Raw genomic sequence first — 21,039 nt, 5'->3', positions numbered from 1 at the left:
TCGTGTACATTTGCGCACACACACTCAAGCACACACGCGCATATATAAAAAGAAGAATATTAGACATTATTTTATTTAATTATAAGGGCACGCATTCATGTGCGTGAGCCCGTAGGTGTGCCCGTCGGAGTACACGCGTACACGAGTACACGATTGGTGTATTTAGGGGGTCTGGCCTGGTCTTATGTGCGTGTACGCCCCCGGTGTACACGAGGCTAAACGTGTACGCCTGGGGGGGCGTTGCGGCCGGGCCTAGGGGCGTTGCGGCCGAGGTCTACGCGGGGGTTATCCGGTATTGTTCACCCTTGCCCTCGGGGTTGTCCCGGTACTCAAGGCGGTCAAGCTCAAGTAGGCGGGTGACGGCGGGCTCATACCTGCCCGCCTTACGGTCACGGTGGCTCACGAGCTTGCGCAGGCCCGACGCGGGTGCCCATGTGCGTGCGCCCTTTTTGATAAGGCCATGCGTGACCCGCTCAACGGCCTTGCGCTCAACCTCGTCGGCGGCTTCACTGTGCAGCTCTTTGCGGTCGGTCACCTCGGCCAGCTCACGCTGCCGTGCCGCCTCACGCTGCCGGGCAAGCACGCCGTCACGGGTGGCGTCGCTAGCTTCCATGACGACGCCGGCCATGGCCCATGTGCGCGGCTCAATGCCCACCTCACCGTTGAGCATGGCGTTAAGGCCGACGGCGACCTTGACCCGGATAAGACCCCGGTACGAGTTCATATTGCTGCCGTCGTCGTCGCCAAACAGCTGCTTTTCCTGCAAGGCCATGAGCTCGGCGGTGACGTAATCCGGGTAGACGATGTTGCCGGTAACGCTGGCAATGCGCGGGTTAAGGTACAGCTCGGGCATGCGCATGGTGACGCGGCGCGGGTCTTTAAAGTCGGCGTGCAATGGCGTAGCGGGCAACACAAGAAACCGCTGTGAAAAACCCGACAAGGTTTTGCTCATAAGGTCAAAGGCCACCGGCTCTTGCGCCGAGGCGTGCACGCAATAGCGGTAGCTGTGCTCGGGCACGTCGCGCGTGGCGTGGTCGTCGGCCAGTTTCATGCCGACGGCCTCACCCATAAACGCCGAATTGAAAAAGCGCTCAAGGCGGTGCCGGGCGTCCTCGGTGCGGGCCTGCCCAGTCCACCCGATTGCCTCGTCAAAAATGCCGACGAACTTGTTGCCCGCAATGTGCGCCTCAATGTCGGCGGGCGTGAGCTCGGGTACGACGGTGATCTTTTTGCCGTCGTCGTCCTTGGTTGCCGTCGGCTTGGGCTTGGGCAGCGATAGCATGCGGGCAATGCCCTCGGGTGTTCCCTCGGGCACAATCATGGCGGCCGGGCCACCGCGCATGTCGTCCCATTTGACGAGTTGCTTGGCGGCCTTGACCGACGAGCCTTTGCCCTTGCCGGACTCGGCCACGCTCAACACGTACAGGTTGAGGCTTGCCGCGCCCCATAGGTCGGTGTCGTCACCGGCCAGCACGGCGCGGGGGTCAATCTGGCCAAGGGTGATTGCCAGTGCGGCGCCGAGTACGCCCCACATGCTTGCCCCGCGCTTGAGGGCAGCGTCACGCACCGGCTCAAGGCCGGGCAGGTCGAAAAACCAACGCCACTCACGCACGTCGTCGTTGAGCCCGAGGGCCTTGGCGGCCTCGGCACGGGTACGCCCGCGCACACCGGCGTAGGCGGTGAGCTTGTCGGCCGGTTGGCCGTCAATGACCGGCCACCACTCGGGCGGTGTGGCACCGTCCACGAGCTCAAGGCGCTCGTCGGCGGCCACAACACTTGTGACCGGCTCGGCCTCGGGGTCGTCGTCGTGCTCGGGGTCGGGCTCGTGCCAGACAAGGCGGCCGTCGGCGTCAAGGTCAAGGGCGCTGCCACCGTGCCACCGTGCGGCCGGGTCAAGGTCGGCGCCGGCCAGCACCTCGGCCCAATCGGTATCCCGTGCCCACTCGGCCACCGTGCGGGCGCCGTTGGTGTCGTTGTGTGCCATAATGTGTGTCACTAATCCTTGTCGGGGTTGGTAATTGCACCGTCGCGCAACTTGGCAGCACGCGGCGGTGTTTTCATGTCTTGAGGCGCGTCGGTGCCCGCCGGCCACGGACGCATGAGGGCTACCGGGCGCCAATGCTGCATGCCCGAGCACACCGCGCCGGGCAAGCGCTGTGCGGCCTCGGGCGGTAGCACCGGTGCCCACGGCTTGCCGGCGTCGGCCTTGGTGAGCGTGAGCGGTGTGCCGGTATTGCCGAGGCGCCGACGTAGGCCAATGCGGTCGGTGCGGGTGCTCGTGCCCGTGGCGGTGTAGAACACCACGGTTGCACCCGAGGGCGTGCCGGGCGTAAGGAACTCGTCCACGGCCACCGGCTCACCGGCGGCGCTGCGGTCAACGAGCACGACGTGCGTGCCGGGCGCAAACGCCACCGACGGCAGCGACTTGAGGGCGGCAAGGCTAACGAGCACGGTGACCACCGCCCCCGGTGCCCCGGCCGACGACGACGGCGGCGACAAGTGCGGATTGCTGCGCGGTGAGCGCGGGCGCCTTGTCCACGACGGCACGGGCGTAGGCGCTCATGTGGGCGTGCTCGTTGACAATGCGGGTGACGGTGGACGGGGTGGCGAAAATGACGGCCATGGTTACGCCTCACCGCCCTCAAGCGCGGCGCTCTCATAGCGCTTGAGCATGTCGTTGACGGTGGCCTTGCCGTAGTAGACGAGCGCCCGGGCGTCGTGGTCGTCATGGTTGTCGTCACCGAAAAGTTGCATAAGCCCCCAACGGTGGTAGTACCGCCGAGCCTTGCGGTAGGCGTCGTCGTCCTCAAGTACCTTGGTGGGGCACATAGCGCCCCACGTGAGCACGAGGTCAAGCGTGTCCTCTGGCTTGCACACGGTAAGCATGACGAGCTCGTTGACGCTGCGGTGCTTGGCGTGGCGGGTAAAGCAGGGGCCGCCGTGCGCCGTGTCGTGGCCAATGTCAAAGCTGTCGGCAAGGTAGGCCTCAACGACCTTGGTGGAACGGTTGTAGCGCAACACCATGGCGCGGCCGTCCTCACGGTAGAAAACCGCATACGTCGGGCGGCAATAGGTGTGGTCACGTATGCCGGTGTGCTCACCCTCCACCTGCCACGTGCCGTAAAGGGTGTCGTAGAGCTCGTCACCGAGGTTGTCACCGATAGCGTTTTCCCAGCTAAAAGCGGCCATGGTTACGCCTCACCGCCCTTGGTGACGAGCGCGGTGAGTTTGTCCACGTGCTCGGGGGTCAAGGCCGGGGCGCCGGCCATGACCTTGGCGGCAAACGTGGCGATACGGGCGGCGGCAGCGGTGCGCTCAAGCTCGGCAATGGCCTCGGTGTTGTCGGGGTGCCAGCGACGCGCGGCGGAAAGCTGCCCGGTGATCGTTTGCACGGCCGGGTAAGGGTTGCGAATGCGTTTACGGGTAGCCATGTCGGCTAGTTCCTCTCGTTCAAGGCGTGGGGATATACACACGGCCGCCTTTGAACGGGAACAGGAACGAGAACAGGAACGGGGCGCAAGCGTCAAGGCACTTGTCTCGGCTGCCGGTGACTAAACCCTAAACGCCCGCCACCTATCGCGTCAACATAGGTGCTGCTCAAGTACCCTTTTTGGAATGTCTAATAAAGTTGCTACCTCGGGCGTTGCCCGGCGCCGCTACCCCTAAACGGGGTTAAATCTTCCACTCAATGCCGACGCTCTCGGGCTTGAAACCGGGCCCGCGCTTGCTTGGCAGCAGGGTCACCGTCACCAACGCCGACACGAGCGTGCGCCGCGCCTCAAGGCTGGCCTCGTTCCACCACGCTTGCCCGTCCACGACGCCACCGACGAGCTCAAGCACGCCGGTGTTGTCGGCGGCGGCAAGGGCAGCGTCAAGACGGCCAAGTTCAGCCTGCAACCCCGTGCTAATGGTGGCCGCTTGCTTGACGGTCAAGGCGCGGGAAACCACGGCGTCGGCCAAGTCGTCCAACTCGGCACGTACCTCGTCACGACGCGCGGCCAAGCGCTGCCCCTCACCGGCGTCGTTGGCTTGCGCGGCAAGTAGGCGTTGCACGTCACCGCTATCAAGGCGGGCGGCAATGACCATGCCAACGAGGTCGTCAACGGGCTCACGTCGGCGCGTCGTGTGCTTGCCCTCACGCTTAGGCAGCAAGGTAGCCCGGCAACGGTAGGCGTCCACGCCTTGCTTATCTCGTGAGGCCGTCATTGTCTCACCGCATATGCACCGGTAAAGGCCGGTGCCAAGAGTGGACGGGGCGCGGCCTCGTCGGTGGTTGGGGCGTGAGTCGGGCCGTGCCCGCGTGGCCAAGGCCGCCTTGAGTTGCGCGTGCTCGGCCTCGGTGAAAATAGCCGCTTGTTCACCGACCACGCCCTCAATGACCTCACCCCGGTGGACGATGTAACCGGCCAAGGTCGGACGCAACAACGAGTACTTGAGCGTATTCGCTGCCCATGCCTTGCCGCCGGCAGTGAGCACGCCGACCTCGTTGAGCCAACGGGCACACGAGCGCAGTGAGTCACCGGCAAGTATGCGCCGGGCAACCTCACGCAACGCCTCGGCCTCACGCGGCTCAAGGTCAACGCCGTTGGCAGCGTAGCCAAACGTGCGCTTGCCCCGGTGCACACGGCCTTGCGCCGCTCGTTGGTCGTTGGCAGCACGCACGCGGGTGGACTTGAGCGCCGACTCATGCGCCGACACGAGGGCACTCACCCCGCTCATAAAGTCTTGGTTGGCGTCACGCGGGTCAACGTCACCGCCGACGACGAACTTGAACACGACACGCGCCCGCTTGGCGGCGTCAAACAACCGGGCGTAGTCCCCGAGGTTGCGGGCCAAGCGGTCGGGCGCGTAGGCCAGCACGACACGAGCGCGGCCAACGGTCACGTCACTCAACAGTGTTTCAAAGCCGGGGCGTGCCGTCGCCGCCCACGCGCTCACCCCGTCGTCAACATGCGTGGCGGTGACCTCAAGGCCGTGGTCGGTGGCCAGTTGGCGGCATAGGGCAACTTGTCGCTCAATGGCCGGTGAGTGGTCGGCGGCGCCGTCGTCGCGGCGTTGGCTTAGGCGGGCGTATATTACGGCCGCATTATGGTTAGTCGTCATGACTAGTGAACATAGGATAATTACATGTTAAATGTACTAACGGGGTTCGCCATCATCCTGGCGGTCATCGCTGTCGGCGCGATCCTCGCCCGCACCGGGGTGATCAAGGAGGACCGCGAACGCCTCGTGCTCAACCGCGTCGCGTTCTACGCCGCCTCCCCGGCGCTGCTGTTCACCTCGGTGGCCAACTCCGATGCGCAGACGTTGTTCTCCCCGGTCATCGTGGTCATCTTCTTTGCGACGCTCGCGACCGCCGCCGTCTACATCCTCGCCTCCGCACTGTTCTTCCGGCAGGACATCCCCACCACGACGATGGGTGCGGCCTCGGCCTGCTACTTCAACTCCGTCAACATCGGTCTGCCGGTGAGCGTCTACGTCCTGGGTGAGGCCACCTATGTCGTGCCGGTGCTCGTGCTGCAGATGGTGGTGTTCACGCCCTTCATCCTCGCCGGTCTGGGCGCCGAGGATGCCGGCGGGCGTTCCCGCGCGGCAAAGGTCCTCGACTCCGTCCGTTCCGCGTTGCTGTCCCCGGTGGTCATCGGTTCCGTGCTGGGTCTGGTCGTCGCGGTGATCGGCCTGCAGATCCCGGATCCGGTTATGCGTCCCCTGGAGATCCTCGGCGGGGCCTCCATCCCGATGATCCTCATCAGCTTCGGCGCCTCGCTGCGCAACACGGCCCCGCTGGCCACCCCCGCGGACCGGCCGGGCACCATCGTCGCCACCGCCCTCAAGCTGGTCGGTATGCCGCTGATCGCCTGGCTCGTCGCACTGGGTATGGGGCTGTCCGGGGACGAGCTCTACGCCTCGGTCATTCTCGCGGCCCTGCCGGCGGCGCAGAACGTCTACAACTACGCCGCCTCCTACCAGCGCGGCATGATCATCGCCCGCGACACCGTCTTCCTCACCACCTTCGGGGCGCTGCCCGTGATGATCGGCATCGCGCTGCTCTTCGGCCGTTAGCGGTTCTCCAGCTCCCGGCGGACCCACTCCTTGCGGGCCTGGCGCTGCCCGTTCCAGGCGGCCACCGACTGGTTGGCCTCCACGCGCATACCCTTGAAGACCAGCATCGACAGCGGGAAGGCCACGATGAGGGCGAGCAGGGCGGACATGACCAGCGGGACGGGGGCGTCGATAAGCACCGCGAACAACTGGATCACCACCGTCAGCACCACGAACAGACCCAGACGGGCGCCGCCGTACTTCAGAAGCGACATGTTCGCCCGACGGCGGACCTGCGGATCCAGCTCCGGCGGGGCGTCAGAGGGGTGCTGGGACATCGGCTCATCAGGTGCAGTCACACACTGCAGCCTACTAGGGTCCGTAAGCTGGACACCAAGAAGGAGGAATCATGGGACGTCTGCTACTCGTACTGCTCATCATTGTCGCCATCGTGCTGCTGTGGAAGGCCTTCGGGCCGGGATCCTGGAAGCGCAACCAGGCGGCGGCTCCCGAGCCGCGCGCCATCAAGGGCCCGGATGACGACGAGGAATTCCTCTGGAACCTGGAGAAGAACCGCTTCAAGCAGCGCCGCGCACGCGAGGCTGCCGAACGCGAGGAGGAGGAACGCCGCCGCCGCGCCGAGGAACGGTACCAACCGAAAGACCCGGAGGAGGTCGAGGAGCCCGACAAATAGGGCCTGCACGACCAACAGATCCGCGGCCGGTCATCATGACCGGCCGCGGATTTTCCTGTCCACAGCCACCGCCTCAGGAGATGGTGCCTGCTACCGGTCGCTCTCAGCGTCGAAGCTCATGCGCAGGCCGAGGGCATGGGCGACGGCCGAGACCTTCTCCCAGCGCACGCCAGTGCCCCCGTGTTCGATGGTGTGCAGCGTGGAGCGCGAGACACCGGCCCGCTCCGCGATGTCGGCCTGCAGGGCCCCGATCTCCCGGCGGCGTTCCGCCAGCTGCTGACCGAGAGCGAGCAGGACCGGGTCATCGCCGGCAGGTTTGCCCGTCTTCTTCCGGGGTGCTGATGTTCCAGGCACAGTCCCGTCCTTTCCGTTCAGCAGATGGTGATGGATCTGATCCTAGTTCAGGCCGGCGTAGGAGTGGAGGCCACTGACGACCATGTTGATGAAGAAGAGGTTGAAGATCATCGTGGACAGGGCGAGGACGTTGATCCAGGCGGCCTTGTGGTTGCGCCAGCCGGCGGTCGCACGCGCGTGCAGGTAAGCGGCGTAGAGGACCCAGGAGATCAGCGAGACGGTCTCCTTGGGGTCCCAGCCCCAGAACCGGCCCCATGCGGCCTCCGCCCAGATGGCGCCGAGGACGATGCCCAGACCGAGGACCGGCAGGGTGAGGATGGCTGACTTGTAGGCCAGCCCGTCGAGCTTCTTCGCGCTCGGCAGCGGCTTGGCCAGCATGCCGAAGAAACCGCGCTCCCTGCCCTGGGGCTGCCAGATGCGCAGGAGGTAGAGCAGGGAGGCCATACCGGAGAGGATGCCGATGGCACCGCCGGCCGAGACCGTGGAGACGTGGATCGGCAGCCAGTAGGACTGCAGGGCAGGGACGACCGGGGCGGAATCGGCGTAGAGCTTGGTGCCGCCGAAGAAGAGCAGCGCCAGGATGGGCACCAGCAACCACGGCCAGACGATGCGCCACTCCTTGCGCTGGATGACCACGGCCGCAGCGACCATGGTGAAGGCGGTGATCACCAGCACGTACTCGTAGAGGTTGCCGAAGGGGAAACGCTCCGTGGCCAGTCCCCGCAGCACCGCGGAGGCGGCGTGGACGATGATGCCCAGCCAGACCACCGACTGGGTCATGCCACCGAATTTGTTGGCACCCGCCTCAAGCTTCTCCACTTCCCCGGGGGTGGGCACCGCCTCATCGGTCCCGGCCACCACGTCGGAACCCCCGGCACCCACTGCCACCAGCTCCTTCTCCTCTGCACGGGCGACGGCACGGCGGGCGTCGATGACGCTCTGCATGCGACCGTAGTACACCAGTGAGAGCACCAGGGCCAGCAGATAAATGACGAACGCCGACTGGAAGGCAACGTCCGAGAAGTTGGAGAGAGTCTGATTGACAGGCATGTGTGGGGACACCCTCAAAAGTCGGATAGCGGGAGTAATACTCCTGTGACGCTACCCCACCTGGAGAGGCTTCTCCAACCCTTGGGGGACGCCGAATCCAACTTTAGGTGGAGACCCGCAGGGCGTCCGCCGGGACGAGTTCATCGTCGTCCACCTCGTCCGGATCCGGCAGGCCCAGCAGCTCACGGTGGATGCGGTCGAACTCCGGACCCCAGCCCGCCCGGTCGGTGCGCGCCAGGCCACCGAGCTCCAGGTGGGTGGAGCCGTCAGCCAGCGGGGTGAAGCGGATCCAGATGCGGCGGCGCCTGATCAGCAGCGAGCCCACGAGCGCCGCGAGCATGACCACGGTGGTCACCAGGACCCAGCTCTGGAAGGGGTCCCGGGAGATCTGGTAGTTCGCGAACTCGCTGGCCCCGTCGAAGGTGACGGTGGTGCCGTCGTCGAGGGTGACGCTGTCGCCCTGGAGCAGGTTGACGCGCTCGATCTTCTGCAGCTGCCCGGAGTGCAGCAGGGCCGTGTCCAGGCTGAACAGGGACTGGGCCCGGCCGGTGTCCAGGCCGGCGTCACCGCGGTAGATGTCGATGGCCACCGCCGGATCGTTCATGGCCGGGAACTGCGAGGTCAGCAGCTCGTTGTTCTCCCCCTCCCACTGGGCGGTGGGGGCGAACAGGCCCTGGATGGCCAGCTGGTTCTGGCGCCGTTCGAACAGGTCCGGGTACATGCCCGCGGGCGGGTCGAAGCGCATGACGCCGGAGGACAGGAAGAAGGTCGGGTCATCGGGGCGCCACTGGACGGTCTGGGTGCGGGACTCGCCGTCGGGCCAGGTCACCGTGAAGGTGGGGGCGAAACCGTGGCCCTGCAGGTAGACGCGGTCCCCATCAATGCGCAGCGGGTGGTTGACCTTCAGCTCGTAATCGGTCCACTCCTCCTTGGGCAGGTTGATGTCCCCGCCCAGGGCGTAGGAGATGTTCGACGTGAACATCTCAGCCTGGCCGTTGGGCAGGTAGTCGGCCGCGAAGTCATGGGCATCGAAGCAGAAGGTGGTCAGCCCGGTGCCGTCGAAGAGTGGGCCGGCGCGGAAGGAGTCGTAGTTGGCGGTCGAGGTGTTGCAGAACTCGGTGTTCTGCTCGATCGGTGGGGTCTCGTAGTTGCCGGATTCGGTGACCACGATGACATGGCCCTCGTAGTAGACCATCCGACCGAGCGCGACGGTGACGATCATGCCGACCAGACCCAGGTGGAAGAGCAGGTTGGCCAGTTCCCGGCCGTAGCCGCGTTCGGCGGACAGCGAGAACTTCCCCGCCCGGTCCTCCGCTGCGCCGTACTCGGCGACCTTCCAGCGCTTCAGCAGCTGGCGGGCGTGGTCCGTGACCTCCGCCACGGGCCGGTCCGTGGTGCCCTCCGCATGCAGCGGCAGCCGGCCCAGGTTCCTCGGTGCCCGCGTGGGCGGGGTCTTCCACGCGACGTAGTGATCCTTCGAACGCGGCAGAATGCAGCCGACGAGAGAGATCGTCAGCAGCGTGAGGATGGCGATGAACCAGGTGGACTCGAAGACATCGAAGAGCTGCAGGGAGTCATAGATCTCGGCGAGCCGGCCGTTGTTGGCGATGTACTCGTTGACGTTGTCCTGGTTGAGGCTGCGCTGCGGGAGCAGCGCGCCGGGGATGGCGGCGATGGCCAGGATGAACAGCAGCACCAGGGCGGTGCGCATGCTGGTCAGCCAGTGCCAGGCCTTCTTGAGATACGTCACGACCGTACGCAATGGGACTCCTACTGAAACAGTTCTAGATGAGGGTGGCACCGTACTCGACGGTCCACTGGCGCACGAAGTTGATGAAGTGGGCCCACGCCCCGGTGAGCAGTGCCACGCCGACCACGATCATGAGGGCACCGCCGATCATCTGGATCTTCCGGGAATGCTCCCGCAGCCAGCTGAAGGTCCGCATGGCGCGCGCCGAACCCAGGGCAATGAGCAGGAAGGGCAGTCCCAGGCCGAGGCAGTAGCCGATGATGAGCAGGACGCCGCGGGCGGCGGTCATGCCCTCAGTGCCGGCGGAGACGGAGATGATCGCCGCCAGGGTGGGGCCCAGGCAGGGGGTCCAACCCAGGGCGAAGACACCACCGAGCAGCGGTGCGCCCAGCCAGGTGGTCCAGCGTTTCGGCGCCAGGCGGGTGTCGCGCTGCAGGGCGGGGACCATGCCCATGAACACCAGGCCCATGAGGATGGTGATCACCCCGCCGACCCGCATGAGGGTCTCCGCGTTGAGGGTGAGCATGCTGATCGCCCCGAAGACGGTGACGGTGGCCAGCACGAACACGACGGTGAAGCCGAGGATGAACATCAGCGCCGCACCGGCGACGGCCCACTGCCGCTTCTTCGTCACCACGGCGCCGTACTCGGGGTCGGGGCGGACCTCACCGCCGACCACACCCGCCAGGTAGGACATGTAGCCGGGCACGAGCGGGACCACACAGGGGGAGGCGAAACTGACCAGGCCGGCTGCGGCGGCGGCCAGCAGGCCGAGCAGCAGCGGCCCGGAGGCCGCCATGTCAGCGAAGAGGACTCCGATCTCCGTCACACGTCCGCCTCAGCGAGCGGCAGGGCGACGTCGAGGATGTCCTCGGCGGTGACCTCCCGGAGGAAGACCGCCGCCGGGCGGTGTTCCTTGTCCAGCACGATCGTCGTGGGGATGACCGAGGTCGGCACACCGCCGAGCGCAGCAGCGCTGCGGAACGGCGGGTCGTAGATCGACGGGTAGGTCACACCGTTGTCGGTGATGAAGTCCTGCGCGATGGTCTGGTTGTAGTCACGGACGTTGATGCCCAGGACGGTGCCGCCGAGGGGTTCGAGGGTGTCCTGCACGTTCTGCAGGTCGTCGACCTCCGCACGGCAGGGGGCACACCACTGGCCCCAGGCGTTGAGCACGACGACCTCGCCGGCGAAGTCCGAGAGGTTGATGGTCTCTCCCTCGGTCATGAGGGAATCGCCGCCGATGTCCGGCAGCGGGGCGCGCTCATCCTCTTCGTAGCGGATCTCCGTCTGCCCGCCGGGCGAGTGGAACTGGAAGGTGCCGCCGACCGCTACCGCGCTCTTCGCGGCGTCCGGGTCGGTCGCACAGGCGGTGAGCAGCAGGGAGACGGCGGCGAGCAGGGCTGCGATCGCGCGCAGACGCATGTCAGATGTCCTTAGCGGGTGTGGTGTAGAAGATGTCGGTGATGTCCCGGCCCTCGAAGACCAGGGAGGTCACGGAGGCGATGTCACACTGGCGGCTGGCGTGCGCCAGGGGCAGGCCCAGCGCGGAGCGCTGCACCATGACGATGGGCAGCTGGTGGCTGACCAGGATCGCCTCATGCCCCTCGGCCTTCTGGCGGGCCTGCTCCACGGCGCCCATCATCCGCTCGGCGATGTCGACGTAGGCCTCGCCCCAGCTGGGTTCAAAGGGGTTGATCATCAGCGGCCAACGGACCGGGTTCCACAGCTGGGAACGCCAACCCTTGGTGCGCAGGCCCTCGAAGCGGTTGCCGGCCTCGACGATCTCCGGGACGGTCTCCACCTTGAGGCCGGTGACCTCGGCGAAGGGCTCGGAGGTCTCCTGGACGCGCTGCAGCGGGGAGGCACCCAGGTAGGTGACGTCATGGTCCTCGAAGGACCGGGCCACGCGGGCGGCCTGGGAACGGCCGCGGGAGGACAGGTGGTAGCCGGGGATGGTGCCGTAGAGGATCCGGTCCGGGTTGTGGACCTCGCCGTGACGGACGAGGTGGACGATCGTGTGCGACATGCCTGTTCCTTATGCGGTTGCTGCTGCGGCCGCCCGGGCGGCGGGGACGAGTGCTTCCTCGATCCGGGAGAAATCATCGTCCGTCAACGCCGTCGACACAAACCAGGTCTCGAACACGCTCGGCGGGGCGTAGATCCCGTGGTCGAGCAGGGCATGGAAGAAGGGCGGGAAACGGAAGGTGTCCGCGGCCTTCATGTCCGCGAAGTTGTGGCCCTCGCCCTCGGCGAAACGCACGGAGAAGAAGGTCTCGGCGCGCTGGATGTGGTGGGCCACGCCCTCGCGGCTCAGCGCCTCGGAGATCAGGCCGGAGATGCGGTCCGCGTGGCTGTGCAGCGTGGGGTAGATGTCCTCGGAGGCCAGGCGCAGGGAGGCCAGGCCAGCGGCCATCGCGACGGGGTTACCCGACAGGGTGCCCGCCTGGTAGACGGGACCGGAGGGGGCGAGGTGCTCCATGATGTCGGCGCGGCCACCGAAGGCGGCGGCCGGCAGGCCACCGGAAACGACCTTGCCGAAGGTGGTCAGGTCGCCGGCCACACCGTCGACGCCGTACCAGCCCGAGTAGGAGGTGCGGAAACCGGTCATGACCTCGTCCATAATCAGCAGTGCACCCTCGGTGTGGGCGAGCTGCTTGAGGGCGGCGTTGAAGCCCTCCTGCGGGGCGACGGTGCCCATGTTGCCGGCGGCCGCCTCGGTGATGACGGCGGCGATCTCACCGGGGTGCTCGGCGAAGGCACGGCGCACAGCCTCGAGGTCGTTGTAAGGCACGACGATGGTGTCGGCTGCCGACGCCCCCGTCACGCCCGGGGAGTCCGGCAGGGCGAAGGTCGCCACGCCGGAACCCGCCGCGGCCAGCAGTGCGTCGACGTGCCCGTGGTAGCAACCCTCGAATTTGACGATCTTCGGCCGGCCGGTGAAACCGCGGGCCAGGCGCACGGCCGACATGGTGGCCTCGGTGCCGGAGTTGACCAGGCGGACCTCCTCCACAGAGGTGCGGTCCACGATCATCTGGGCCAGTTCGATCTCCGCGAGGGTGGGTGCACCGAAGGACAGGCCCTTGAGGGTGGCTTCGCGCACGGCCTCGACGATCTCGGGATGGGCGTTGCCGTTGAGCATCGGTCCCCAGGAGCAGACGAGGTCGACGTATTCGTTGCCGTCCACATCCACGAGGGTGGAGCCGTGGGCCGATTCGATGAAGCGGGCCTGGCCCCCGACGGAGCCGAAGGCCCGGACCGGGGAGTTCACCCCTCCGGGGATGAGGGTGCGTGCACGGTCGTGCAGCTGGGCGGACTGCTGGGTACGGGAGGAGGTCAGACTCATGCCGACCATCATACGGCCGGGGTCAACCGGGGTTAAACTTTCCCCCCGCCCGGTTGACGGATCCCCACCTGTTTCCGTATACACCGTCACAGGTCTCAACCGAGCTGGATCAACCGGGCCGCGGCGGCACGGGCGTGATCGATGACCGCAGGGACACCGACACCCCCGGCCCACGCGCCGGTCAGCTCCAGGCCGTGCACATCGCTGATGCCGTCCCGGACCCTGGCGACGGTCGCGAGATGCTCCGCGCCGTAGCGCGGCAGGCCACCGAACCAGCGCTGGACGTAGATCTCCGCCAGGCCGGCCGCCCGGCCATCGAAGCCGGTGATGCGGGCGAGGTCGTCGAGGGCGGCGTCGACAAGCAGATCCTCCTCCGCGCGGACGATGGCGTCATCGCCGAAGCGGCCGAAGCTGACGCGCACGAGCGCACCGCCGCGCTCCCCGAGATGCGGCCACTTCCGCGAGGAGAAGGTGAAGGCCTTGGCCTGCACGTCCGGTTCGTCGATGGCCACCAGCACCCCTGAGTTCTCGGGCAGGCCCGCATCCGAGTCGAATTTCATGCCCACCAGCACGCTGGAGGCGAGCTGCACGCTCTTCAGCGCGGCAGAGGACTCGGGAGCGATCTGCCGGATGAGCACCGCGGTGGTGGGGGCCGGGGTGGCGACGATGAGGCGCTCATAGGCACCGTCGGTGCTCACCCCGGGTCCGGAGATGTGGAAGCCGCGCAGGTCCCGGGTGATGTCCGCGACGAAGGCGTCGAGGTGGATCTCCGCCCCAGATTTCTCCGCCAGGGCCTCATAGAGGGTGGCGTAACCGTCCCGGAAGGCGGCGAAGACGGGGGTGGGGGTCGCGCCGGGATCGCGCGGGGTGCGGCGGTCCTCGCACAGTTTCACCGCCGCGGAGAGGGTGACCTTCTCCCCCGCCTCCGCCAGCTCGTCGAGGGCCTGCGCCAGCTGCGGGACGGTGGCGCGCACGCCGAGGTCATCGGCGGAGGAGGAGTACACCCCGCCGAGCAGGGAGGAGACGATGCGGTCGACGACCTCCGCGCCGTAACGCTCGCGCACCAGCGCACCGACGGCCACGTCCCCGCCGACCTGCCAGTCGATGGGGGCGGCATCCCCCTCGGCGTCGATACGCGCGGCCGTCTCCGGGGAGACCAGGTGCGCCACCGGCGCGGAATGCGAGGGAATGCCCATGACCCCGCCCGCGGGCAGCGCCTTGAGCTCGCCACCGGTGTAGACCAGCGAACGGGCACCGGAGGGGCTGACCAGTTCATCCGCCAGTCCGAGCCCGGTGAAGAAGTCGGTGGCCTCGGAGCGCAGGGCCAGGTAGGCCTCCGCGCCCATGTCCGTCGGCCCGGAGGCGAAGGGCACCGTGAACAGTTTGCCGCCGATGCGGTCCTCCGCCTCGAAGACGTGGATGACGGCCTCCGGATCAGCCCTGCGGATCTCGTGGGCGGCGGTCAGGCCTGCCAGTCCCGCGCCGATGATGGCGTACCGGGTGGCGCCCACGCTCAGTCCTCCCCGTGGATGATCGCGACGGCCTCGGTGATGGCCTCGGCCTGGGTGTTGGGCAGGACGCCGTGACCCAGGTTGAAGATGTGGCCGGTGGCATGGCCCGCCTCAATGGCGCGGGCGGCCTCCGCCTTGATGCGGGCAACCTCGGAGGCCACCGCGTCACGGCCGGCGAACAGGATCGCCGGGTCCAGGTTGCCCTGGAGGACCTTCGGGCCGGAGGCGGCGTGGATCCGCTCTGCGGCGACATCCAGCGGCACCCGCCAGTCCACGCCCATGACCTCGGAACCTGCCTCGCTCATCGCGCCGAGCAGCTCACCGGTGCCCACACCGAAGTGGATGCGCGGGATCTCACCCGCGATCTCCTCGAGAATGCGCACGGAGTACGGCAGGACGTGCTCGCGGTAGTCGCGCTCGGTGAGGAAACCGGCCCAGGAGTCGAAGAGCTGCATGGCGTCGATACCCGCGTCAATCTGCAGACGCAGGAAACGGGTGATCGTCGGGGTGAGGCGCTCCATCAGGGCGTGCCAGGTCTCCGGCTCGCCGTGGATGAGGGCCTTGGTCTTCTCGTGGTTCTTGCTGGGGCCACCCTCGACGAGGTAACTGGCCAGGGTGAAGGGGGCGCCGACGAAACCGATGAGGGCCTGGGAGTCGGTGAGCTCGTCGAGGATGATCTCGATGCCCCGGGTGACCTCCGGGACGTCCTCGTCGAGGATGGGCAGCTTGTCGATGTCGGAGCGGGTGGCCAGCGCCTTGTCCATCACGGGACCACGGCCGGCGACGATCTCCACGCCGATGCCGGCGGCGCGCAGTGGCACGACGATGTCGGAGAAGAGGATCGCGGCGTCGACGTCGTGGCGGCGCACCGGCTGCATGGTGATCTCCGCCAGCAGCTCCGGCATGAAGCAGGAGTCGAGCATGGAGACCCCCTGGCGGGCCTCGCGGTATTCGGGCAGGGAACGTCCTGCCTGGCGCATGAACCACACCGAGGTGCGGGAGGGGGTGCGGCCGGCAGCGGCGGCCAAGAGCGGGGCGTCAGGGATACTACGGCGAGTCATGGCCCCCATTGTGGTCCAAAAGTTGTAGGAAGACTAAACCCCGCGCCGGAACCGGGCAGGCCTCTCCCACTCACCCGGCACCATTCTGCGCGGTTCGGGATCCAGCCGGCCGGCCCCCGGGCCTGCAGCTCGGCGATCTTCGGCTTCTTCTCCACCCGCCGGAGCACCACCGGGTCCATGGCCACGGACCCGGCGGTGCCCCTCTCCCCGTCCCCGGGGCACTCTCCGCGGTCTGCCGGTGATCATGGGCGCCCCTGCTCAGCGGCGGAAGATACGGGCGGAATTGGAACGGGCCTCGATCAGCAGAGAGGAACCGAGCATGAGCACCGTCGCCGCCATGGGGTGCAGGACGCCCGCCACGGAGGCGAGCAGCGCGACGGCGTTGTAGGCCCAGGCGAAGATGATGTTCTGGTCAATGATGCGGCACACCCGGCGGGCCTGGGCGATCAGCTGCGGGATGGCGGAGACGTCCCGGCGCAGGACGATGATGTCCACACCCTCATAGCCCGAGAGCGTCAGCTGCCCCACATCATCACCGTCGCCGGTGAGAATGCCGATGTCGGCGACACGCAGAGCAGGCAGCACGGAGGAGTCACCGACCATCCCGACGGTCGCGCCCATGGTGTGCACGGCACGGACAGTCTGTGGTTTCTTCGCCGGGGCAATGCCGGCCAGCACCTGGGCGATGCCGATCCGGTCGGCGTAGCGGCGGGCGACAGGGTAGGTGTCACGGGTGAGCATGATGGTCTCGATGCCCAGCTCACCGAGCTGTTCGACCGCCTCCTGGGCATCATCCTTGACCGAGTCCTGCAGGGTGATCACACCGCGGTCCCGGCCCTTCCACCGCACAATGAGCGGAGTTCCGCCGGAGACGACCGCGGCGGCGAGCCGACCCCGGAGGTTGGACATGGTCAACGGCCGCCACAGCAGCGCCTCCACCTGGGTGGTCACCGTGCCGTCGGGGGTGGTCACCGGCAGTTCGATGAGTCCGCGGAAATTGCCCTCGGCGTCGACCTCCGCGTGGGCGACCTCGATCCAGTGCGGGATCTCCTCCCCACCGGCACCGGTGTCGCGGGCCTCACGGGCCGCACGCACCAGGGCCTGGGAGACCGGGTGATCGGATTCCAGGGCAAGGGCACCCGCGATGCGCAGAATCAGCTCGGGGTTCTCACCGCGGGCGGCGGTGACGGTCTCCACCGTCATGTCCGCGTCGGCGAGGGTGCCCACCCGGTTGAAGACCACGGTGTCGATCATCTCGGTGCCGCGGATGGTGGCACCGTCGCGGATGAGGATGCCGTTGCGGACCGCCGCCTCGATGCCGTGACGGATGGCCAGGGCCGGGGACAGTGCCAGGGCCACCGGGGCGACGCTGGCCAACACCGCCAGCGCGGTGGCGAAGGCGGCGTTGAGGTTGCCCGCGATGAGCGCCCACAGCACGAAGTCCAGCGCCGCCAGGCCCAGGGCGGCCGGGATGAGCATCGCGGCGGTACGGGTGGACAACAGTGTCGAATGGTGCTGCTTGATGTTGGCTTCGCTGACCCAGCGGTGCACCGCCGCCATGCGGGTGCGGTGGCCGGTGTGCACGACGCGGACCTTGATGCGCCCGTCCAGGTTGCGGGAACCCGCGTAGACGTGGGAGTTGACCTTCACCTGCTCCACTTCCTGCCCGCCGGTGTTGATCAACCCGCGGTTGATGGTGCAGGACCCACCCACGACGGTGCCGTCCACGGGGACCAGTTCCCCGGCGTTGATGATGATGTCGTCACCGACGTTGATCTCCTGCAGCGGGAGCCACTCCGCCTCTCCACCGGTCCGGTGCCGCGGCACCACCTCCACCGGGTGGTGCGGCTCCGGGCGCAGCGCATCCATCTCGTCGAGGAGGCTGACGCGCGTGCGCATGGTCAACAGCCGGCCGGCGAGCAGGAGCACCGTCATACCGCAGGCCACGTCCAGAAACAGCTCTCCGACCTCAATGCGCTGGTGCTGGAAGGCGAACCACTGGGGTTGGGACTGCCAGCCGAGGTCACCGGCAGGGGTGAACAACAGCATGGCCACCGACCAGACGGTCGCCGCGATGACCGCTACCGAGCTGGCGGCGTCGAGGGCGGTCAGTCCGCGCCGGGCACCGCCGGCCATGGCCCGGTGGAAGGGCCAGGCACCCCACGTCACCACCGGCAGTGCCAGCACCAGGGCCAGCCACTGCCAACCCCTGAACTGCAGCCCCGGGAAATAGGACATGAGCAGCACCGGCACCGCCAGAAGCACGCACACCAGGAGACGGGTCGGGGTGAGCATGTCACGGGCGGTGAACAGCAGGTCCTTCGGCTGAGCACTCACCGCCTGCCGGAGCCGTTCCTCGGGATTCCCGAGGAAGCCGGCGCGCCGGGCCCGTTCGAGGCTCCGTTCCTCGTCCTCCAGGTGACGGCGGTACTTCCAGGGCAGGCGGTTCCGGCGCGCGGGACGCTCCAGCGGGTCGGAACGCATGACCCGGCGGCGGAGGGAGGCGTCGGTGAGGACCGCGCGGACACCGAAACGCGCGAGGACCGCGGCGAGCTCGTCGGGGTGGACGGTGTCGGGGGCGGTGATCCAGGCAGTGGCCTTGGGGAAGACGATGCGGGCGCGGACACCGGGGACCGCCTCGAGAGCCTCCTCGATGTCGGGGACATCCGGGGCGCTGGTCAGGCCCTCCAACTCGAAGGCGTAGGAGACCTTCGGCCGGGCCTCGTCGATCTGTGGTTCCCCGGAATTCAGGTCGATGCCGACGGCGCGTGCCGCGGCGCGTGCGTCGTCGAGAGCCGACGTCACCTGATTGATTCGGTCCATAGACCGAAGACTAGTCCTCCAGGCTGCTCATCCGCTGGATGTAACGGTTGGCCTCCGGGCGGAAGATCATGACCGCTGCGACAGCGAGCAGCAGGACGATGAGGACCATCGCCAGGCCCCCGACCTGGATCGCGAAGGCGGCGATGTTGCAGAACACCGTGATCGCGAAAACCACGATGAGGACCCGGCGGGAGATCCTCCCGCCGGCCTTCAGCTGCGCCGCCAGAGCGGCGATCACCAGGCCGGCGACGATGTTGAACACACCGATGAACCGGAGGTTGCGCCGGAACGCGTCGATCACATCCACCGAGGCAGACGGGTCACCGGCCCAGTCCTGGGTGAGCACGACCAGACCGGTGAGCACCATGACGACCGCGGCCGCGACGCTGAAGTAGTAGCCCCAGCGCAGGGAGCCCGGCCAGGTGTCACTGTCATCACCTGTGGCGGCTCGCCGCGGGGCGCGGTTGGGGTCGTCGGGCGAGGTGTACATGCCGGGGAACATGCTGGGCACGGCAGCTCACTTTCGTCGGGGGTCGATCCGGTTTCCGGAGTCGTCGATCTCGCGGGTCCACTTCAACGTCTCCCGCCGCAGCGAGAAGAGCAGGCCGAGGACAGCCGCCACCCCGACGATGATCTGCACGCTGCCGTCAAGGAGATACATTGCCACGGGCACGTCGTTCCCGCCCGGGCTGGCCATGAAGAGCAGCAGGATGCGGAAACCGAAGTAGAAACCGAAGACCATCAGCATCCGGCGGGCCAGACCCGCGTGCTTCGAACGCCGGTGGATGAGGTTGAGCATGAAGGCCAGCAGAACCATGACCGCCAGGCCCAGGCCTCCCGCCAGCAGCACCGACGCGAGGACGGTCAGCCGGATCTGGCCGTCGCTGACCTGTTCCACCTCCTCCGCGCTGAGGCTCTCGCGCGCGGCGGCGACGAGGGCGGAGGGGTCCATCAGACCGATGATGATGTTGAGGATCTGGTGGAGGATCTCCCCGCCGACCGCCACCGCGAACAGGAGCAGCAGCAGGCGGACGGCATCGGGCTTCTTCGTCTCATCCGGTCCGGGGGTGTCGGTGGTGCCGGTCGGGCCGGGAGGGGTCGGGGCAGGTGGGGTGGGCGTGCTCATCAGCGGTTGTTCAGCACCCGGGCGGCGTCGGTGGCGAAGTAGGTGAGGATCTGGTTCGCACCGGCCCGCTTGATCGAGGTCAGTGACTCCATCATCACGGCCTCCAGGTCCAGCCAGCCGTTACGGGCCGCGGCCTGGAGCATCGCGTACTCACCGGAGACCTGGTACGCGGCGACCGGCACCGGGGAGGCCTCGGCGACGGCGCGCAGGACATCGAGGTAGGGCATGGCGGGCTTGACCATGATGAAGTCCGCCCCCTCCTCGACGTCGAGTTCCGCCTCCAGCAGGGATTCACGCACGTTGGCGGGGTCCTGCTGATAGGTGCGGCGGTCACCCTCGAGGGACGAGCCGACGGCCTCACGGAACGGACCGTAGAAGGCGGAGGCGTACTTGGCGGAGTAGGCCATGATGGACACGTCCTGGTGGCCGGCGGCGTCAAGGGCCTCGCGGATGGCCAGGATCTGGCCGTCCATCATGCCGGAGGGGGAGACGATGTGGGCTCCGGCGTCCGCCTGGGCCACGGCCATCTGCTGGTAGAGCACGAGCGTCGCGTCATTGTCGACGACCGCCCGTCCCCACCGGTCCTCCCGGACGACCCCGCAGTGACCGTGGTCGGTGAACTCGTCGAGGCAGGTGTCGGCCATGAGCAGCAGGTCATCACCGAATTCCTCACGCATCGCGGACAGCGTCCGGTTGAGCACGCCCTCCGGGTCGCAGGAGGGGCTGCCTTCATTGTCCTTGTCCTCGTCCCGGGGCACACCGAACAGGTCGACGCAGCGTACACCGGCCTCCAGCGCCTCGTGGGCGGCGCGCTTCAGGGAGTCGAGGGTGTGCTGGTGCACGCCCGGCATGGAGGAGATCTCCCGCGCCTCCGTGAGACCGTCGGCGATGAACATCGGGAGGATGAGATCTGCCGGGCGCAGGCTCGTCTCGGCGACCAGTTCCCGCATCGCCGGGTTGGCGCGCAGGCGGCGCGGGCGGCGGACGGGAGCGGGCACGTACGGGTTGGAGTGATCAGTCACAGCGGGTGCTGGTCCTTCCGGGGTATGGGGGGTTCGGGTACTCCCCGCCATCATAGGCGTCGCGCCCCAGCCACGGGTATGCGGTGGTCAACCCCGCGAGCCCGGTTCCAGCAGTTTCTGCCAGAACTCGTGTAGGCCAGCCAGCAGGACGGCCGTCCGGATGACGTTCGGTCCGGCCAGATTGTTCCGCAGCTGCCTTGGTCCCTGCGGGCCTGCCCCTGGTTTTTTGCAACCCGAGGTGAAAACCTCCGGCTTGCCGT

At 67.4% G+C, this 21,039-nt stretch carries 22 protein-coding genes; 2 read left to right on the top strand and 20 right to left on the bottom strand.

Going from position 1 to position 21,039, the window contains the following annotated elements; all coding sequences use genetic code 11:
• Nucleotides 1–274 precede the first annotated feature (274 nt).
• The 6 genes from NYP18_RS01935 to NYP18_RS01910 all read right to left on the bottom strand — a co-directional run bounded on the left by NYP18_RS01935 (nt 275) and on the right by NYP18_RS01910 (nt 5,103).
• Nucleotides 275–1,984, bottom strand: a complete 1,710-nt coding sequence (locus NYP18_RS01935) for a YfjI family protein (RefSeq protein WP_259426427.1) — start codon at nt 1,982–1,984, stop codon at nt 275–277.
• Between the two features lie 11 nt (nt 1,985–1,995).
• Nucleotides 1,996–2,460, bottom strand: coding sequence for a hypothetical protein (locus tag NYP18_RS01930; protein ID WP_259426426.1), 465 nt, complete (start codon nt 2,458–2,460; stop codon nt 1,996–1,998).
• Entirely contained in the window at nt 2,441–2,623 is a 183-nt protein-coding gene (locus tag NYP18_RS01925) for a hypothetical protein (RefSeq protein ID WP_259426424.1), read from the bottom strand. Before NYP18_RS01925 ends, NYP18_RS01930 begins: the two co-directional genes overlap by 20 nt.
• Nucleotides 2,624–2,625: 2 nt before the next feature.
• Entirely contained in the window at nt 2,626–3,189 is a 564-nt protein-coding gene (locus NYP18_RS01920; RefSeq protein WP_259426423.1) for a hypothetical protein, read from the bottom strand.
• A 2-nt stretch (nt 3,190–3,191) separates the two neighbouring features.
• Complete coding sequence (locus NYP18_RS01915; protein WP_259426422.1) at nt 3,192–3,431, bottom strand: hypothetical protein; 240 nt, start codon at nt 3,429–3,431, stop codon at nt 3,192–3,194.
• 241 nt (nt 3,432–3,672) lie between these two features.
• Complete coding sequence (locus NYP18_RS01910) at nt 3,673–5,103, bottom strand: recombinase family protein (protein ID WP_259426421.1); 1,431 nt, start codon at nt 5,101–5,103, stop codon at nt 3,673–3,675.
• A 24-nt stretch (nt 5,104–5,127) separates the two neighbouring features.
• Here NYP18_RS01910 and NYP18_RS01905 point away from each other — a divergent pair, with 24 nt between their 5' ends.
• Nucleotides 5,128–6,063, top strand: a complete 936-nt coding sequence (locus NYP18_RS01905) for an AEC family transporter (RefSeq protein ID WP_259426420.1) — start codon at nt 5,128–5,130, stop codon at nt 6,061–6,063.
• Here NYP18_RS01905 and NYP18_RS01900 read toward each other — a convergent pair.
• Entirely contained in the window at nt 6,060–6,380 is a 321-nt protein-coding gene (locus NYP18_RS01900; RefSeq protein WP_126120362.1) for a DUF4229 domain-containing protein, read from the bottom strand. The genes NYP18_RS01905 and NYP18_RS01900 overlap by 4 nt on opposite strands.
• A gap of 71 nt (nt 6,381–6,451) precedes the next feature.
• On the opposite strand from NYP18_RS01900, the gene NYP18_RS01895 reads away from it, so the two are divergent.
• A complete protein-coding gene (locus tag NYP18_RS01895) occupies nt 6,452–6,736 on the top strand; it encodes a hypothetical protein (RefSeq protein WP_259426419.1) in 285 nt (94 codons plus the stop codon).
• A 90-nt stretch (nt 6,737–6,826) separates the two neighbouring features.
• Here NYP18_RS01895 and NYP18_RS01890 read toward each other — a convergent pair whose 3' ends face one another.
• From NYP18_RS01890 to hemB, 13 genes are all read right to left on the bottom strand, one after another.
• On the bottom strand, nt 6,827–7,090 hold the full coding sequence (locus NYP18_RS01890; RefSeq protein ID WP_259426418.1) for a helix-turn-helix domain-containing protein: 264 nt from the start codon (nt 7,088–7,090) through the stop codon (nt 6,827–6,829).
• A gap of 42 nt (nt 7,091–7,132) precedes the next feature.
• Nucleotides 7,133–8,140: a c-type cytochrome biogenesis protein CcsB gene (ccsB, locus tag NYP18_RS01885; RefSeq protein ID WP_259426417.1), complete on the bottom strand. Its 1,008-nt coding sequence runs from the start codon at nt 8,138–8,140 to the stop codon at nt 7,133–7,135.
• Between the two features lie 103 nt (nt 8,141–8,243).
• The gene (locus tag NYP18_RS01880; protein ID WP_259426759.1) at nt 8,244–9,851 is read right to left on the bottom strand and encodes a cytochrome c biogenesis protein ResB; all 1,608 of its coding nucleotides are present in this window, start codon (nt 9,849–9,851) and stop codon (nt 8,244–8,246) included.
• 73 nt (nt 9,852–9,924) lie between these two features.
• Nucleotides 9,925–10,689 carry a cytochrome c biogenesis CcdA family protein gene (locus tag NYP18_RS01875; protein ID WP_259426758.1) on the bottom strand — a complete coding sequence of 255 codons (765 nt, stop codon included), beginning with the start codon at nt 10,687–10,689 and terminating at the stop codon, nt 9,925–9,927.
• A gap of 26 nt (nt 10,690–10,715) precedes the next feature.
• Nucleotides 10,716–11,315 (bottom strand): TlpA family protein disulfide reductase, encoded by a 600-nt coding sequence (locus tag NYP18_RS01870; RefSeq protein WP_259426416.1) that lies wholly within the window; start codon nt 11,313–11,315, stop codon nt 10,716–10,718.
• A 1-nt stretch (nt 11,316) separates the two neighbouring features.
• On the bottom strand, nt 11,317–11,919 hold the full coding sequence (locus NYP18_RS01865; RefSeq protein WP_259426415.1) for a histidine phosphatase family protein: 603 nt from the start codon (nt 11,917–11,919) through the stop codon (nt 11,317–11,319).
• A gap of 9 nt (nt 11,920–11,928) precedes the next feature.
• Complete coding sequence (gene hemL / locus NYP18_RS01860) at nt 11,929–13,236, bottom strand: glutamate-1-semialdehyde 2,1-aminomutase (protein WP_259426413.1); 1,308 nt, start codon at nt 13,234–13,236, stop codon at nt 11,929–11,931.
• A gap of 95 nt (nt 13,237–13,331) precedes the next feature.
• Entirely contained in the window at nt 13,332–14,747 is a 1,416-nt protein-coding gene (locus tag NYP18_RS01855; RefSeq protein WP_259426411.1) for a protoporphyrinogen oxidase, read from the bottom strand.
• A 2-nt stretch (nt 14,748–14,749) separates the two neighbouring features.
• Nucleotides 14,750–15,808 (bottom strand): uroporphyrinogen decarboxylase, encoded by a 1,059-nt coding sequence (hemE, locus tag NYP18_RS01850; protein WP_439648037.1) that lies wholly within the window; start codon nt 15,806–15,808, stop codon nt 14,750–14,752.
• Between the two features lie 258 nt (nt 15,809–16,066).
• Nucleotides 16,067–18,631 (bottom strand): heavy metal translocating P-type ATPase, encoded by a 2,565-nt coding sequence (locus NYP18_RS01845; protein ID WP_259426409.1) that lies wholly within the window; start codon nt 18,629–18,631, stop codon nt 16,067–16,069.
• A 10-nt stretch (nt 18,632–18,641) separates the two neighbouring features.
• The gene (locus tag NYP18_RS01840) at nt 18,642–19,142 is read right to left on the bottom strand and encodes a hypothetical protein (protein WP_259426408.1); all 501 of its coding nucleotides are present in this window, start codon (nt 19,140–19,142) and stop codon (nt 18,642–18,644) included.
• 6 nt (nt 19,143–19,148) lie between these two features.
• Nucleotides 19,149–19,757 carry a hypothetical protein gene (locus NYP18_RS01835; RefSeq protein ID WP_259426407.1) on the bottom strand — a complete coding sequence of 203 codons (609 nt, stop codon included), beginning with the start codon at nt 19,755–19,757 and terminating at the stop codon, nt 19,149–19,151.
• Nucleotides 19,757–20,779, bottom strand: a complete 1,023-nt coding sequence (hemB, locus tag NYP18_RS01830) for a porphobilinogen synthase (RefSeq protein WP_500784490.1) — start codon at nt 20,777–20,779, stop codon at nt 19,757–19,759. The genes NYP18_RS01835 and hemB overlap by 1 nt, the downstream gene beginning before the upstream one ends.
• Between the last annotated feature and the right edge of the window lie 260 nt (nt 20,780–21,039).

The organism is Corynebacterium lemuris, from assembly GCF_024919295.1.
Taxonomy (GTDB): Bacteria; Actinomycetota; Actinomycetes; order Mycobacteriales; family Mycobacteriaceae; genus Corynebacterium; species Corynebacterium lemuris.
The sequence above is the reverse complement of the archived record's forward strand: the minus strand, read 5'-3'. Positions and strand labels throughout refer to the sequence as shown.

Bases quoted from the DNA above. Each gene is read 5' to 3' on its own strand.
- NYP18_RS01935 (WP_259426427.1), bottom strand. From the start codon at position 1,984: ATGGCACACAACGACACCAACGGCGCCCGCACGGTGGCCGAGTGGGCA.
- NYP18_RS01925 (WP_259426424.1), bottom strand. From the start codon at position 2,623: ATGGCCGTCATTTTCGCCACCCCGTCCACCGTCACCCGCATTGTCAAC.
- NYP18_RS01920 (WP_259426423.1), bottom strand. From the start codon at position 3,189: ATGGCCGCTTTTAGCTGGGAAAACGCTATCGGTGACAACCTCGGTGAC.
- NYP18_RS01915 (WP_259426422.1), bottom strand. From the start codon at position 3,431: ATGGCTACCCGTAAACGCATTCGCAACCCTTACCCGGCCGTGCAAACG.
- NYP18_RS01910 (WP_259426421.1), bottom strand. From the start codon at position 5,103: ATGACGACTAACCATAATGCGGCCGTAATATACGCCCGCCTAAGCCAA.
- NYP18_RS01905 (WP_259426420.1), top strand. From the start codon at position 5,128: ATGTTAAATGTACTAACGGGGTTCGCCATCATCCTGGCGGTCATCGCT.
- NYP18_RS01900 (WP_126120362.1), bottom strand. From the start codon at position 6,380: ATGTCCCAGCACCCCTCTGACGCCCCGCCGGAGCTGGATCCGCAGGTC.
- NYP18_RS01895 (WP_259426419.1), top strand. From the start codon at position 6,452: ATGGGACGTCTGCTACTCGTACTGCTCATCATTGTCGCCATCGTGCTG.
- ccsB (WP_259426417.1), bottom strand. From the start codon at position 8,140: ATGCCTGTCAATCAGACTCTCTCCAACTTCTCGGACGTTGCCTTCCAG.
- NYP18_RS01880 (WP_259426759.1), bottom strand. From the start codon at position 9,851: ATGCGCACCGCCCTGGTGCTGCTGTTCATCCTGGCCATCGCCGCCATC.
- NYP18_RS01875 (WP_259426758.1), bottom strand. From the start codon at position 10,689: ATGGCGGCCTCCGGGCCGCTGCTGCTCGGCCTGCTGGCCGCCGCCGCA.
- NYP18_RS01870 (WP_259426416.1), bottom strand. From the start codon at position 11,315: ATGCGTCTGCGCGCGATCGCAGCCCTGCTCGCCGCCGTCTCCCTGCTG.
- NYP18_RS01865 (WP_259426415.1), bottom strand. From the start codon at position 11,919: ATGTCGCACACGATCGTCCACCTCGTCCGTCACGGCGAGGTCCACAAC.
- hemL (WP_259426413.1), bottom strand. From the start codon at position 13,236: ATGAGTCTGACCTCCTCCCGTACCCAGCAGTCCGCCCAGCTGCACGAC.
- hemE (WP_439648037.1), bottom strand. From the start codon at position 15,808: ATGACTCGCCGTAGTATCCCTGACGCCCCGCTCTTGGCCGCCGCTGCC.
- NYP18_RS01845 (WP_259426409.1), bottom strand. From the start codon at position 18,631: ATGGACCGAATCAATCAGGTGACGTCGGCTCTCGACGACGCACGCGCC.
- NYP18_RS01835 (WP_259426407.1), bottom strand. From the start codon at position 19,757: ATGAGCACGCCCACCCCACCTGCCCCGACCCCTCCCGGCCCGACCGGC.